14 protein-coding genes are annotated in these 13,962 nt (G+C 59.5%); 10 read left to right on the top strand and 4 right to left on the bottom strand.

Features of this window, described 5'->3' with window-relative positions:
- The first annotated feature begins 111 nt into the window (after positions 1-111).
- The 3 genes from G5179_RS06225 (at position 112) to G5179_RS06215 (ending at position 2,181) form a co-directional block, all read left to right on the top strand.
- The gene (locus G5179_RS06225) at positions 112-1,287 is read left to right on the top strand and encodes a S8 family peptidase (RefSeq protein WP_421258060.1); all 1,176 of its coding nucleotides are present in this window, start codon (positions 112-114) and stop codon (positions 1,285-1,287) included.
- 113 nt (positions 1,288-1,400) lie between these two features.
- The gene (locus G5179_RS06220; RefSeq protein WP_129503426.1) at positions 1,401-1,610 is read left to right on the top strand and encodes a YgdI/YgdR family lipoprotein; all 210 of its coding nucleotides are present in this window, start codon (positions 1,401-1,403) and stop codon (positions 1,608-1,610) included.
- 169 nt (positions 1,611-1,779) lie between these two features.
- On the top strand, positions 1,780-2,181 hold the full coding sequence (locus G5179_RS06215) for a DUF2541 family protein (RefSeq protein WP_129503427.1): 402 nt from the start codon (positions 1,780-1,782) through the stop codon (positions 2,179-2,181).
- 83 nt (positions 2,182-2,264) lie between these two features.
- Here G5179_RS06215 and mog read toward each other — a convergent pair whose 3' ends face one another.
- Entirely contained in the window at positions 2,265-2,795 is a 531-nt protein-coding gene (mog, locus tag G5179_RS06210; RefSeq protein ID WP_005354170.1) for a molybdopterin adenylyltransferase, read from the bottom strand.
- 393 nt (positions 2,796-3,188) lie between these two features.
- Between mog and G5179_RS06205 the strand changes: the two genes are divergently transcribed.
- From G5179_RS06205 to proX, 7 genes are all read left to right on the top strand, one after another.
- Positions 3,189-3,524 carry a DUF3135 domain-containing protein gene (locus tag G5179_RS06205; RefSeq protein ID WP_421205075.1) on the top strand — a complete coding sequence of 112 codons (336 nt, stop codon included), beginning with the start codon at positions 3,189-3,191 and terminating at the stop codon, positions 3,522-3,524.
- Between the two features lie 235 nt (positions 3,525-3,759).
- Positions 3,760-4,557 carry a threonine/serine exporter family protein gene (locus G5179_RS06200; protein ID WP_421258059.1) on the top strand — a complete coding sequence of 266 codons (798 nt, stop codon included), beginning with the start codon at positions 3,760-3,762 and terminating at the stop codon, positions 4,555-4,557.
- Complete coding sequence (locus G5179_RS06195) at positions 4,554-5,021, top strand: threonine/serine exporter family protein (protein ID WP_026035076.1); 468 nt, start codon at positions 4,554-4,556, stop codon at positions 5,019-5,021. The genes G5179_RS06200 and G5179_RS06195 overlap by 4 nt, the downstream gene beginning before the upstream one ends.
- A gap of 18 nt (positions 5,022-5,039) precedes the next feature.
- Positions 5,040-5,531 (top strand): type 3 dihydrofolate reductase, encoded by a 492-nt coding sequence (gene folA / locus G5179_RS06190; RefSeq protein ID WP_421205079.1) that lies wholly within the window; start codon positions 5,040-5,042, stop codon positions 5,529-5,531.
- A 555-nt stretch (positions 5,532-6,086) separates the two neighbouring features.
- Complete coding sequence (gene proV, locus G5179_RS06185) at positions 6,087-7,283, top strand: glycine betaine/L-proline ABC transporter ATP-binding protein ProV (protein WP_421258058.1); 1,197 nt, start codon at positions 6,087-6,089, stop codon at positions 7,281-7,283.
- Positions 7,280-8,434 (top strand): glycine betaine/L-proline ABC transporter permease ProW, encoded by a 1,155-nt coding sequence (proW, locus tag G5179_RS06180; protein WP_421258057.1) that lies wholly within the window; start codon positions 7,280-7,282, stop codon positions 8,432-8,434. Before proV ends, proW begins: the two co-directional genes overlap by 4 nt.
- Positions 8,431-9,429 carry a glycine betaine/L-proline ABC transporter substrate-binding protein ProX gene (proX, locus tag G5179_RS06175; RefSeq protein WP_227342055.1) on the top strand — a complete coding sequence of 333 codons (999 nt, stop codon included), beginning with the start codon at positions 8,431-8,433 and terminating at the stop codon, positions 9,427-9,429. The genes proW and proX overlap by 4 nt, the downstream gene beginning before the upstream one ends.
- 93 nt (positions 9,430-9,522) lie before the next feature.
- Here the strand turns inward: proX and G5179_RS06170 are convergent, their stop codons facing one another.
- From G5179_RS06170 to G5179_RS06160, 3 genes are read right to left on the bottom strand one after another with little or no spacing between them, the layout of a single operon-like run.
- Positions 9,523-10,317: a phosphoadenylyl-sulfate reductase gene (locus G5179_RS06170; protein ID WP_421258056.1), complete on the bottom strand. Its 795-nt coding sequence runs from the start codon at positions 10,315-10,317 to the stop codon at positions 9,523-9,525.
- Positions 10,307-12,031 carry an assimilatory sulfite reductase (NADPH) hemoprotein subunit gene (cysI, locus tag G5179_RS06165; RefSeq protein ID WP_421258055.1) on the bottom strand — a complete coding sequence of 575 codons (1,725 nt, stop codon included), beginning with the start codon at positions 12,029-12,031 and terminating at the stop codon, positions 10,307-10,309. The genes G5179_RS06170 and cysI overlap by 11 nt, the downstream gene beginning before the upstream one ends.
- A complete protein-coding gene (locus tag G5179_RS06160; protein ID WP_421258054.1) occupies positions 12,031-13,821 on the bottom strand; it encodes an assimilatory sulfite reductase (NADPH) flavoprotein subunit in 1,791 nt (596 codons plus the stop codon). The genes cysI and G5179_RS06160 overlap by 1 nt, the downstream gene beginning before the upstream one ends.
- Positions 13,822-13,962: the final 141 nt, after the last annotated feature.

The following is a 13,962-nucleotide window of genomic DNA, read 5'->3' as shown; positions in this document are numbered from 1 at the left end:
TGAAAGAAGAGGCCGGACAGAGATGTCCGGCCTTTTTGTATCCGCTCGGACCTGCGCCAGCCTGCCACTACACTTTGCTGGTGGCTATCAGGTCGATGGAAGGAGTGACTGATGAGACGGATATGGACAGGCCTGCTGGTGGCAGGCGTACTGGCACAGGGGGTAATGGCTGCCGAACGGGCTCGTTATCTGGTGCAACTCAAGCCGGGGGCGGAGGCCGCTGTGCTGGCCCAAAGCAAAGGGATGGGGGGCGAGCTGGCCCTGCAACTGCCCGAGCAGCATGCGCTGGCGCTCTGGTTGCCAGCTGCTGCAGCGACAGCGCTGGCGCGCAACCCCAACGTGCTGTGGGTGGAGCCGGATGCCAAGCGTTATGCCAGTGCCGAGACCCTGCCTTATGGCATTCCCATGGTACAGGCGCCACAACTGAGCGATGGTATGGCCGGAGAGGTGCTGGTGTGCATCATTGACTCTGGCTATAGCGGCAATCACCCGGATCTGCCCCATGGGGCGCAGGTGCAGGGTAGTGACAACGCAGGTACAGGCAGCTGGAGCAGTGACGAAAACGGTCACGGCACCCACGTGGCAGGCACCATAGCTGCCATTGGGGGGAACGACATAGGCGTGGTCGGTGTCTTGCCGAATCAGAGTGTCCCGCTGCACATCATCAAGGTGTTTGGCGCCAACGGCTGGGCCTATACCTCCAACCTGGTGGGGGCTCTCAATGCCTGCAAGCAGGGGATGAGCAGTCGTGGCTTTACTCGCATGGTCATCAATATGAGCCTAGGGGGCAATGTGCCCAGCAAGACGGAAGAGCAGGCGTTCAATCAGGCTTACAGCCAGAATGTGTTGAGTGTGGCGGCGGCGGGCAATGCGGGCAACACCAGCAAGTCCTATCCCGCCTCTTACAGCAGTGTGGTGAGCGTGGCTGCTATCGATGGCAGCAAGCAGTTGGCTTATTTCTCGCAACGCAACGATCAGGTGGAGCTGGCGGCCCCCGGTGTTGCTGTGCTGTCGACCGTGCCGAGTGGTTACGCCAGCTACAGCGGTACCTCGATGGCGACCCCTCATGTGGTCGGGGTCGCCACCCTGGCCTGGTCACAGCGGCTGGAGTGCAGCAATGATCAACTGCGCCAGACCCTGCGCAGCAGCGCCCAGGATCTGGGGGCTGTCGGACGGGACAACAGCTATGGCTATGGTCTGGTGCAGGCCAGAGTCGCGGCAGATCGGCTGGCACTTGGCTGTGGTTCCGGTACCGGTAGCAGTGGCAAACCGGGTGGTCGCAAGTAACTGATTTTTGATGGTGATCTCACTTTATTGTGCAATTTTCCGACTGCCTGCCGGATTGGAGTAGGCTGGATATGACACCCTCGTGGTGAGGGTGAAAGGAGAAGAGTGCGCCTATGAAAAAACTGATGATGATCCTGGTGTGCGCCCTGGGGCTGGTAGCATGCAGCTCCCAATACATCATGAGCACCAAGGATGGCAAGATGATCACCACAGAGAGCAAGCCCAAGCTGGACGAGAGTACCGGTATGTATCGCTATTACGATCATGAAGGGCGTGAGGTGATGATCAATAAAGAAGATGTGACCCAGATCATGGAGCGTTGAGCGCTCATATGCAGTCAGGGCCGCAATATGCGGCCCTTCACATTTTTACCGGCAAATTCCTCCATTTTCTCAGGCAATCGCCCCTCTTTCGCCGCAAATGCGCGTTCGGGTACAGCTTCCGTTATGGTTCGGTCCGTATTATTGCACTCCGTTTTTTATTGGAGGTGTTATGTCCCTGATGTCTATCTGGAATTCCCGTTTTTCCGCGCGCACCCTGCTGGGTGGTGTCTTGCTGGTGGTGGCGTCAGCCAGCCATGCTGGCGATGATCAGTTCACGCTGGGGCGGACTATTTTGCTGGGGGCCGGTGATCATGGTGCGACAATTCCTTTGGTGATTTGCCGTCAGACCAAATATATCAAGGTGAAGGCGGAACGTGATTTGACCCTGGATCGGGTGGTGGTGACCTATGGTGGTGATCGTACCAAAACCATTCGCTTCGATCGGGAGATGAGCAGTGATAAAGAGACCGAGTGGAAATCACTGGGTTCGCGTCGTTGTGTGAAAAAGATCGAAGTGTACGGTAATTCAGAGCGCAGCAAAGCGGGCGTAAAAGTATTCGGCCGTAAATAATCGATGCATTTTGTCTGCACGAACAGATGAGCTAAAAATAATGGCGAGCCGTGGCTCGCCATTATTTTTTATGGTCGGCTTTGCTATTTTTTCGGCCGAAATGGCTTGATGACAGTTTCATCGCACTCGAGATACGGCCCTTCCATCAAATCGATGCAGTAGGGGATGGCGGGGAATACTGCATCCAGACACTCGCGGATCGATTTGGGCTTGCCCGGCAGATTGACGATCAGGGTGTCGTCGCGCAGTCCGGCTGTCTGGCGCGACAGAATGGCGGTCGGCACAAACTTGAGGGATTCGGCCCGCATCAGCTCGCCAAAGCCCGGCATCATGCGATCACACACCGCTTCGGTCGCTTCCGGCGTGACATCCCGCTTGGCCGGGCCGGTGCCGCCTGTGGTGACGATGAGACAACACTGCTCTTCATCCGCCAGCCGGATCAGGGTCGCTTCAATCTGATCCTGTTCATCGGGGATCACCTGATAGACAGGTTCCCACTCCGAGGTCAGATAGGCGTTCAGGGTGTCGATGATGGCCTTGCCGGAGAGGTCTTCATAGATACCCGCGCTGGCGCGATCGCTGACGGTGACGATACCGATTTTTGCCTTGCTCATGGTCTGCTCTTGAATGTCCGATAAAAGTGGCAATTAAAATAACATAATCAGTGGGATATGTTAAACCGTCAGGAGATGACGCGGGTCGGTGAGGGAAGAATAAAGTGTCGAATGAAGCAAAATAAGGCCACCCGGATTTTTATTTGCAATAAAAAACAGAAAATCACAACCTAAAATGTATAAGTGTTTTATCTCGCCTGAATTAAAAACAATCGCTTGTTTCCAAACACAATTAAAATAGATAGACACCCTCGTAGTGACCATTGTCCGGTTTAGTCCCCAGTGGATGGATTGAACCCTTTTTAGCCGCGTCGTATATACAGATTTATATGGCTGGGACGTGATGGTGTGGTACCGCAGTGTGTTGCCAGCAATAGTCGCCAAGGAGGGCATATGGAGTTGCCTGATTTTGACACCCTGAAGGAGTTGGCCGCGAGAGAGCCTTCCCGGCTGGATGCGATCCTGGAGCAGCAGATCGACCAGTTGATGGCCCGTGCGAGCCCCGATCAGCAGCGCCGTCTGCGCGGATTGCAGTTCAAGATTGATGGTCAGCGTCGGCTGGCTAAAAACAATCTAGACAGCTGTATCCGGATTGCCAACATGATGCGGGAATCCTTTTATCTGATGCGCAGCGAAATGATCCAGTTCAGAGAAGAGGGAGAGCCTCCGCCTGAAAACGATGGCAGTGGTAAAATAATCCGTCTGGCGGACTATCGACGTCGTAAATAATCTGCAAGAAACTCCTTGGTTGATATTTCAGCCAAATCGGTGAGGTCATAATAAAGGGAATTGCTGACGACCTGATTGTTATGGTTTTTAATGTTGGTCGTAATGTATTTGTGCTGTAATCTCTTTTCTCCTTCTTGTAATAAATTATTAGTCAGGTTGTGATTGAGGTGGGTGAATAACGGTAAAAGTTAGGCTAATATGGCCGAAATTTTTATTGCTACGACTCGAAGGGATTATGAGAAGTATCACACCAAGACGGGTGTTGTCGCGGGAGCAACAGACAGAGATCACCCGCATTATCGTCAAGGTGGGTCAGTTGTTGGCCCAGTTCGGGGCGGAGAGCCGGATCATCGAACAGACCACGGTGCGACTGGGGATGGCGCTGGGGTTGGAGAGTGTCGAAATGGCTATCTCGTCGAGCGCCATTGTGCTCACCAGTCTCTATCAGGGCAGCTGTGTCACCACCACTCGGCGGGTGCGCGAGCATGGCATCAACATGCAGGTGGTGTGCGAGATCCAGCGGATCTGCATCATGGCGGAGAAAGAGCTGATCGGTGCCCGTGAAGTGCGCCAGCGGCTCGAGGCCATCGCCCCCTTTCACTATCACCCCTGGCTGGTGGTCCCCATGGTAGGGCTCTCTTGCGGCGCCTTCAGCCTGCTGTTTGGCGGTGACTGGCCCATCTTCCTGGTTACCTGTTTCTCGTCTGCCGTGGCGATGCGGGTGCGCCAGCTGATGGCCCGCCATCACCACAGCCCGCTCATCAACTTTGCCGCCACCGGCTTTATTGCCACCTTGCTCTCCTCCAGCGCCACCTTCTTTAACTGGGGTGACCAGCCCTATCTCGCCATGGCGGCCAGCGTGCTGCTGCTGGTGCCGGGCTTTCCGCTGATCAATGCCGTCTCCGACATGGTGAAGGGCTACTTCAACATGGGGCTGGCCCGCTGGGGGACCGCGACCCTGCTGACCATCAGCGCTGCCATAGGTATCATTTTGGCCATGTCGGTCACCGGGATCTGGGGGTGGAAAGTATGATGGATTTGCTCTGGCTACTGGCCAAGGATGCCTTCTGGTCCTCCATTCCAGCGGTGGGGTTTGCCATGCTGTTCAACGTGCCGCCACGGATGCTGAAGTATTGCGCCATGGGCGGCGCACTGGCCCACAGCTTGCGTACCCTGCTGATCCACTACGGCATGCCCATCGAGTGGGCGACGCTGGCGGCAGCGACCACGGTCGGCTTTGTCTGCGTCTATTGGTCGCGCCGTCTGCTGGCGCCGCGTCCGGTGTTCAGCGTTGCCTCCATTATTCCGATGATCCCGGGCAGCTATGCCTTCAAGACCATGATTGCGGTAGTGGAGCTCAACATCAATGGCGTGACCATGGAGTTGATCCAGAGTGCGGTGGAGAACGGCCTCAAGGCGCTCTTTATCGTCGGTGCCCTCAGTTTCGGTTTGGCGATCCCCTCTCTGGTCGTGTACCGTAACCGCCCCATAATCTGACAGACGGTGAGAGGCCCCATGAAGATTTCCATGATTGCCGCCATGGCCCACGACAGGGTGATCGGCAAGGACAACCAGATGCCCTGGCATCTGCCTGCCGATCTGGCTCACTTCAAGCGTGTCACCCTCGGTAAACCGGTATTGATGGGGCGCAAAACCTTCGAATCCATCGGTCGACCGCTACCCGGACGGCGCAATCTGGTGATCAGCCGCAACCCCGACTACCGGGCCGACGGCGTGGAGGTGATCGACTCGGTGGACGCGGCGCTGGCGCTGCTGGCCGGCAGTGACGTGGCCGAGCTGATGGTGATCGGAGGCGGTCATCTCTACGGCCAGCTGCTGCCACGGGCCGACAGGCTCTATCTGACCCGCATCGATCTGGCGGTGGAGGGTGATACCCGCTTTCCGGCCTTCGACGAGGGCGACTGGTCGTGCATCGAGCGCGAGTCACATCAGCCTGACGAGAAGAATCCCCACTTCTACTGTTTCGAAACCTGGCAGCGGCGTTGACGGGCGGCGTTACCGCTCTGGCTGATAGCCCCTTGTGTTGCACAAGGGGCTTTTTTCGCACGGGCTATTTGCCAGAAGCTCCGTGCCAGCAGGCCGATTGTCCAGAGGTGGCAGGGCGATCTCATCGCGGCGTGTGAACGCACCTTCATCCTCTGCTCTGCCCCTCCTCTGCTCCTTTTCTTGTCCCCCAATCTGTCCTCATTGTGACCAATAAATAGTTAGATGTGTAATTATTTGGTCGCTGTTGATTATTTGGATGGCGCGTCACACAGTTACCGTCATTAACCTGCATTTTCTTGCGCTTTTTTGATTGTTTTTGAATGATTTTTCCCAGTGCATCTTCGTTTTATATGGAAGATTTTATGGATAAGACCAGGCTTTGTTCGGTTTTTATTGATAAAAATAACTTTTTAAAATCAATTGTTTATTTTGTGGTTTGCTTTTGGGGACTCTATTGGTTCTTTTGTTTTGGGTGTTTATTGCTTAGTGTAAAAAGCAGTTGGCTCGCGTTCGGCAGGTTAATCACCAAGATGTCGACCATGAAAAAAGGACAGTATGACAGTCAAACTCGAGGTTAAATCACTCTACAAAATCTTCGGCGATCAGCCGGAAAAAGCGTTCAAATTGCTGGCGAAAGGGCATGACCGCGCCAGCATCCTGCAAAAAACCGGGCAGACCCTGGGGGTCCAGGATGTCAATCTGGCCATCGACGAAGGGGAGATCTTCGTGGTGATGGGCCTCTCCGGCTCGGGCAAATCCACCCTGGTGCGTCTCTTCAACCGGCTGATCGAGCCGACCCGCGGCCAGGTACTGATCGATGGCGAGGACATCGCCGCCATCTCCGACGGCGAGCTGCGTCAGGTGCGGCGCAAGAAGATCAGCATGGTATTCCAGTCCTTCGCCCTGATGCCGCACCTGAGCGTGCTTGAAAACACCGCCTTCGGGCTGGAGCTGGCCGGTGTGCCGCTGGCGGAGCGCCAGCAGAGCGCCCGCCAGACGCTCCATCAGGTGGGGTTGGGTCAGTGGATCGATGCCTTCCCCGATGCCCTCTCCGGCGGCATGAAGCAGCGGGTCGGCCTGGCCCGCGCACTCGCCAACGACCCTGACATCCTGCTGATGGACGAGGCTTTTTCGGCGCTGGATCCGCTGATCCGCACCGAGATGCAGGACGAGCTGCTCAAGCTGCAGGCCAGCCAGCAGCGCACCATCGTCTTCATCTCTCACGATCTGGACGAGGCGATGCGTATCGGCGATCGCATCGCCATCATGCAGGACGGCCAGCTGGTGCAGGTCGGCACCCCGGACGAGATCCTCAACCAGCCCGCCAATGACTATGTGCGCGCCTTCTTTCGCGGGGTGGATCTGGCCAACGTGTTCAGCGCCCGCGACGTGGCCAGCCGCAAGCAGATGCCGCTCATCAAGAAGCACACCACCGACGGGCCGGGCAACGCCCTGCGCCAGCTCAAGGAGCAGGAGCGGGAGTTCGGTTACGTGGTGGATCGCCGGCGTCGCTTCATCGGGGTCGTCTCGGTGGAGTCGCTCGGTCATGCAGTCAGGGCCAAAGGCAGCCTGGAGCAGGCGCTGCTGGCGGACATCCGGCCCATTATGGCGGACACCGCCCTCAACGAACTGATCAGCCAGGTGGCGGCCGCCCCCTGTCAGGTGCCCGTGGTCGAGGAGGATGGCACTTATCTTGGCCTCATCTCCAAGGCCAACCTGCTGAACACCCTGGACAGGAGTACCCCGGCATGAAGCTGATGAATCCCAATTTTTTACTGAGCGGGCTGCTGGCCCTGGTGCTGCTAGCGAGCCCCGCCCTGCGTGCCGATGAGGTGGCGGCCGACCCTTGGGGCGCCACGGCTTCTAGTGCCATCGAGGTGGCCGATCCCTGGAGTGATACCGCCACCGCCGCCACCGACTGGCAGAACCAGATCGAGACGGTGGATACCACAGCTGCCGTCGACTGGCTGGATCCCTTCCAGCAGGCGTTGGTGCCACTGGACAGCTGGGTCGAGGATGGCATCGGCTGGCTGGTGGACAACCTGCGTCCCGTGTTTCAGCTGATCCGTGCACCGGTGGAGCTGGCGCTGGGCGGCATGACCCATCTGCTGCAGACGGTACCTTCCACCCTGATGATCGGTCTGCTGACCCTGATCGCCTGGCAACTGGTGAACGCTCGCATGGCGCTGGGAACCCTGTTCTCGCTAGTGGTGGTGGGCCTTATCGGCGCCTGGTCCGATGCCATGGTGACCCTGTCGCTGGTGCTGACCTCGCTGTTCTTCTGCGTGCTGATCGGGCTGCCGGTCGGCATCCTGCTGGCGAGGAGCGAGCGACTGTCGCGCTGGACCCGGCCGCTGCTGGATGCGATGCAGACTACCCCGGCCTTCGTCTACCTCATCCCCATCGTCATGCTGTTCGGTATCGGCAACGTGCCCGGGGTGGTGGTGACCGTCATCTTCGCGCTGCCGCCGATGATCCGGCTGACCATGCTGGGCATTCGCCAGGTGCCTGCGGATCTGGTTGAGGCGGCCCACTCGTTCGGTGCCAGCCCCTCTCAGCTGCTGTTCAAGGTACAACTGCCGCTCGCCATGCCCACCATCATGGCTGGGGTCAACCAGACCCTGATGCTGGCACTCTCCATGGTGGTGATCGCCTCCATGATTGCGGTGGGGGGCCTCGGCCAGATGGTGCTGCGCGGCATCGGCCGGCTCGACATGGGGCTCGCCTCCATCGGCGGCCTCGGCATCGTATTGCTGGCCATCGTGCTCGACCGCCTGACCCAGGCGATGGGACAGCCGGATCGCAGTCGTACCGGCCGCTGGTATCAGCGCGGCCCCGCCGCCCTGCTGCTGCGCCTGCTCGGCCGCGACAAGTCTATCGATTACAAAGGAGTAAATGCATGAGGCTCATTACCAAGACGCTGACCCTGGGTTCCCTGCTGTTGAGCTCCCAACTGCTCGGCCCGCTCGCCATGGCCAGCACCGAGCTGCCGGGGGAGGGAGTGCGCGTCCAGCCCCTGCAGAGCTCGTTGCCGGAGGAGAGTTTTCAGACCCTGTTGGTCAGCAAGCTGATGGCGCGCCTCGGCTATGACGTCCAGCCGGCCCAGGAGGTGGATTACAACGTGGCCTACGCCTCGGTGGCGCAGGGGGATGGCACCTTCCTCGCCTTCAACTGGATACCGCTGCAAAACAACAAGTATGAGCAGGCTGGCGGCGACAAGGTGTTCTTCCGTGAGGGCACCTATGTGGCCGGGGCCGCCCAGGGCTATCTCATCGACAAGCAGACCGCGACTCGCTACGGCATCACCAATCTGGGTCAGCTCAAGGATCCCAAGCTGGCGGCGCTGTTTGACGGCGATGGCGACGGCAAGGCCGACCTGGTGGGTTGCAACCCGGGCTGGGGCTGCGAAGAGGCGATCAACCGTCATCTGGCCGGGTTCGGCCTGACCCCGACCGTCACCCACAAGCAGGGCAACTACGCGGCGCTGATCGCCGATACCCGTGCCCGTTACCAGGCCGGCAAGCCGGTGCTCTACTACACCTGGACCCCCTACTGGCTCAGCAGCGAGCTGGTGCCGGGCAAGGACGTGGTGTGGCTGGAGGTGCCAGCCGACGGCCCTGATGCGGCCAAGACCCGGCTGCCGAACGGCAAGAACTATGGCTTCCCGGTCAACACCATGCATATAGTGGCCAACAAGCAGTTCGCCGAGGCCAACCCGGCAGCCGCCAGGCTGTTCTCCATCGTCAAGCTTCCGCTCAATGACATCAACGTGCAGAACGGCCTGATGAACAAGGGGCAGAACAAGCCGGCGGATGTGGAGCGTCACGCCGACGCCTGGCTCAAGGGCCACGAGGTGCTGGTGAACGACTGGCTGACCCAGGCGCGCGCCGCCAAGTAATGAGGGGTGGAATGCCACCCTTTTGCGCAAATTAAAACGCCCGGCTGTTGCCGGGCGTTTTTTTATGAAAGCCGTGCGGGTGGACAGCTTGGCTCAGATGCCTGAGCCGTCGTTCTCGCCATTTTCCTCGTGCAGGCCGCACTCGCGCTTGAGGCCGAAGAAGCGGGTCTGCTCCTCGCTCATGCCCGGCTCCCACTTGGCGGTGGTGTGGATATCGCCCACCGACAGGTAACCCTGCTCCCACAGCGGGTGGTAGGGGAGGTCGAACTCCTTGAAGTAGTAGAAGACATCCTTGTTGCTCCAGTCGATCACCGGCAGGAACTTGAAGCGGCCGCGCTGGATGCCCAGCACCGGCAGCTTGCCACGGCTGCCGGACTGCTCCCGGCGCAGGCCGGAGAACCAGGTCTGGGCCCCCAGTTCACGCAGGGCGCGGTCCATCGGCTCCACCTTGTTGAGCTGGTTGTAGCGGGTGATCCCCTCCACCCCCTGCTCCCATAGGAGACCGAAGCGAGCCTCTTGCCAGGCAGGGCTGAGCTCGGCCCGGTAGATCTTCAGGTTGAGCGCGAGGCGCCCGGTCAGCTCGTCGATGAAACGGTAGGTCTCGGGGAAGAGATAACCGGTATCGGTCAGCACTACTGGCACGTCGGCCCGCTCGCGGCTCACCAGATGGAGCATCAGCGCCGCCTGAATACCGAAACTGGAGGAGAGCACATGCTCCCCCGGCAGATTGGCCAGGGCCCAGCGCACCCGCTCGGGGGCACTCATGGTATCCAGCTCCTGGTTGAGGGGCGCGAGTGCCTCGACTTGCTCCTCACGGCCGAGGGCCAGCAGCGCCTGCAGGTCAAGGCGGCCATCTTCAGTGACATTAAGCGGCAGATTAAGCGGCATAGAAGTCCCTCGCAGAATCGATAACGGGGGCAATTACCCCAACCCGGATCACGAAGTCGCCGAAGCACTCACCCTGATTTCGCTCGGTGGCCCAGCGGCCGATCAACGCGTCCAGTTCGGCCAGGATCTGCGGCTCGGTGATGTTCTCCTGATAGAGGCGCGGAATGCGAGTGCCTTCCAGATTGCCCCCCAGATGCAGGTTGTAGCGGCCGGGTGCCTTGCCCACCAGACCTACTTCCGCCAGCATGGCGCGGCCGCAGCCGTTGGGGCAGCCGGTGACCCGGAAGACGATGGCGTCATCGGCTAGCCCATGCTTGGTGAGCAAGCCCTCGATGTCGGTGACAAACGCTGGCAGCATGCGCTCCGCCTCGGCCATCGCTAGCGGGCAGGTAGGCAGTGCCACACAAGCCATGGACTGCTTGCGCTGCTCGCTCACGCCGTCATCCAGCAGGCCGTACTGGCGCGCCAGCTCTTCGATGCGGGCTTTCTCGCTGGCAGGCACCCCTGCGATGATCAGGTTCTGGTTGGCGGTCAGGCGAAAATCCCCCTGATGCACCTTGGCGATCTCCAGCATGCCGGTTTTGAGCGGCTTGCCCGGGAAGTCCAGCAGGCGGCCATTCTCGATAAACAGGGTGAGGTGATGCTTGCCGTCGATCCCCTCGACCCAACCGAAGCGATCGCCACGGCTGGTGAACTCATAGGGACGAACCGGCCCGAACTGGATGCCGGCGCGGCTCTCGACCTCTGCCTTGAAAGCCTCGACGCCAACGCGCTCCAGGGTGTACTTGGTCTTGGCGTTCTTGCGGTTGACCCGGTTGCCCCAGTCGCGCTGGGTGCTGACCACGGCGGCCGCCACCTCCAGCACGTGGGAGAGCGGAATAAAGCCAAAGTCGCTCGCCTTGCGCGGGTAGGTGCTGGTGTCGCCGTGGGTCATGGCCAGCCCGCCGCCCACCAGCACGTTAAAGCCTACCAGCTTGCCATGTTCGGCAATCGCCACGAAGTTGAGATCGTTGGCGTGGATATCCACGTCATTGTGAGGCGGGATCACCACGGTCGTCTTGAATTTGCGCGGCAGGTAGTTGGAACCCAGGATCGGCTCCTCATCGCCCCCGAGCTTTTCACCGTCCAGCCAGATCTCCACGTAGGCGCGGGTCTTGGGCAGCAGGTGCTCGGAGATCTTCTTGGCCCACTCGTAGGCCTCCTGATGCAGCTCGGACTCCACCGGGTTGCTGGTGCAGAGCACGTTGCGGTTCACATCGCCGGCGGTGGCGATGGAATCGATGCCGGTGCTGTTGAGGATCTGGTGCATCAGCTTGATGTCGCGTTTCAATACCCCGTGGAACTGGAAGGTCTGACGGGTGGTCAGGCGGATGCTGCCGTAGAGGCTGTGCTCTTCGGCAAATTTGTCGATGATCTGCCACTGGGCCGGGGTGATGATCCCACCCGGCAGGCGGGCACGCAGCATGACGTTGTGCAGCGGTTCCAGCTTCTGGGCGGCGCGCTCCGGGCGGATGTCGCGGTCATCCTGCTGGTACATGCCGTGAAAGCGGATCAGCTGGAAGTTGTCGCCGTTGAAGCCGCCGGTGAGTGGATCCTGCAGATCTTGCTCAATGGTGCCACGCAGGAAGTTGCTCTCACGCTTGAGGCGCTCGTTGTCGGCCAGCGGCCCTTCGACCGGTCCCGCTTTTGGGTGAGAAATAGGTTGTTTGCTCATCAATAGACATCCCTTTGATAACGTTTGGCACGACGCAATTCGCTCAAATACTCTTCTGCTTCCTCACGGCTCTTGTGGCCGTGTTCGGCAATTACATCCAGCAGGGCCTCCTGCACATCCTTGGCCATCTTGTTGGCGTCACCACACACATAGAAGTGAGCGCCTGCTTCCAGCCACTGGTAGAGCTCCTGGCCCGCTTCACGCAGACGGTCCTGCACATAGATCTTGTTGGCCTGATCCCGGCTGAAGGCTAGGGAGATCTTCGACAGCAGCCCCGATTTCACATAACGCTGCCACTCCACCTGATAGAGGAAATCCTGGGTAAAGTGGGGGTTGCCGAAGAAGAGCCAGTTCTTGCCCTCGGCACCTTGGGCTTCCCGCTCCTGCATAAAGGCACGGAACGGGGCGATGCCGGTGCCCGGACCCACCATGATGACGGGGGTATCTGGGTTGGCAGGCAGGCGGAAGTTGTCGTTGTGCTCCACGAATACCCGCACCTCGCCATCCTCAATCAGCCGATCCGCCAGATAGGAGGAGGCGGCGCCGCTGCGCACTGTGCCATCTTCTTGGCGGTAGCGCACCACGCCGACGGTCAGGTGCACCTCCTCTTCCACTTCGCTCTGGGCGGAGGCGATGGAGTATAGGCGCGGGGTGAGGGGGCGCAGCAACCCGATCAGCTGCTCGGCCGTGAGGGCGGTCGGGAAGCGTTTCAGCACATCCACCACCTGGGCAGAGGCGACCAGTGCATTGACCTGGGCCTTGTCGCCAGCCAGATCTTTCAGCGCCGCATTATCCGATATGTCAGCGAGCCCTGTGATAAAGCTGCCGTGCAGCCGGGTCAGTTCGAAGTGACTGGTCAGGGCTGCGCGCAAGGAGCCGTGGGCCGTGGCTTCATCGCCAGAGAGGCCGGTCAGGGCCAGCACTTCGCCCACCAGTTCGGCGTCATTGTCGAACCAGATGCCGAGGGCATCACCCGGTTGATAGGTGATGCCGGAGTCGGCCAGATTGATCTCGATATGGCGGATATCCTTGGTGGAATCCCGGCCGGTGATCTTCTGATTGACCGACAGGTGGGCAGGGAAGGGGTTCTCCTTGCTGTATTGGCTGTGGCCAACCGCCTGCTGCACCGCACTTGCCACGCAGCTGCTGGCCACACCGGTAGAGAGGGTCGCAGCAATGGCATTGAGTGCCTGCTCGCCCCACGCCTTGGCGGCATCCTGATAATCCACATCGAGGCTGGCGAGCTCATAAATGCGCTCGGCCCCTGCGGTGGCGAGGAAGTTATCAAAATCTTTGCCGGTCTGGCAGAAAAATTCGTAGGAGCTGTCACCCAGCCCCAGCACCGCGAACTTGAGGCCGTCCAGCTTGCCAAGCTTGCCTTTTTTAAGCTGCTCGAACAGATCGACGGCGTTCTCCGGCGGTTCACCCTCCCCGTAAGTGCTCACTACCACCAGCAGATGGCTCTCTTTCTTGAGCTGCTTGGGTTTATAGTCGGTCATCGACGCTAGGGTGACCGGTAGACCGCGGGCCTCGGCCTGCGCCTTGATGGCAGTGGCGACCCCTTTGGCGTTGCCTGTCTGGGAGCCGTAGAGAATGGTCAGGCTGCCGCTGGGCGCAGCCACGGCGGCGCTGGCAGCAACGTTCTGGTGACCGCTCTGGGAGAGGCCGTAGAGATATCCGCTCACCCAGGCCAGTTGCTGGGTATTGAGGGTCGAGATTACCTGACCCAGCTGACGTTGCTGCTCGTCAGAGAGGGGGGAGAGGTTGAATGGGGAATCCTTCAATTGCATCACACGCGTCTTCCATGGTCTGATTTTTGGCCAGATTAAAGGGCGTGTTGGCTAACAACAAAGAATAAAAATATCTTCTTTATTCTATTAATGCATTAAAGGGGCAGAGGTACGCCTGTTCCCGCAGCAAAAGAGGGGCGT

It is taken from the genome of Aeromonas sp. 600886 (assembly GCF_049174935.1).
Taxonomy (GTDB): Bacteria; Pseudomonadota; Gammaproteobacteria; order Enterobacterales; family Aeromonadaceae; genus Aeromonas; species Aeromonas veronii_A.
Note: the sequence above shows the minus strand (reverse complement) of the source record. Positions and strands in the feature narration are given on the sequence as shown.